This window comes from Flavobacterium xizangense (assembly GCF_054075145.1).
In genome coordinates, this window is record NZ_JBSIPG010000202.1 from 1 (window position 1) to 255 (window position 255).

At 37.3% G+C, this 255-nt stretch carries 1 protein-coding gene; it reads left to right on the forward strand.

Going from position 1 to position 255, the window contains the following annotated elements:
* Positions 1-249 (forward strand): hypothetical protein (locus tag ACWA1B_RS23120; RefSeq protein WP_456911008.1); only part of this gene is annotated, 249 nt, incomplete at its 5' end.
* Positions 250-255 lie beyond the last annotated feature (6 nt).

The following is a 255-nucleotide window of genomic DNA, read 5'->3' on the forward strand; positions in this document are numbered from 1 at the left end:
GCAATATATTTTGTTAGAGGGCATGATTTTAATGATTTTGTATTAAAAGAACTGATAGGTCGCGGCAGTTATCTTTTGCTGGAACAAGAGAAGCTAAGACGGATTGCAATGCAAGATAAGGAGGGCGTAGCTCAGTTATATAAAGAGGCAATAAGTGCAATGAGTCTCGTTCAATGTCGAGAGGACTATTCTTTTTGTAGGCACTTTAAAAATGCTTTAATGAAAGTAGACGCTATTCTTGCTGCATGATGTTGT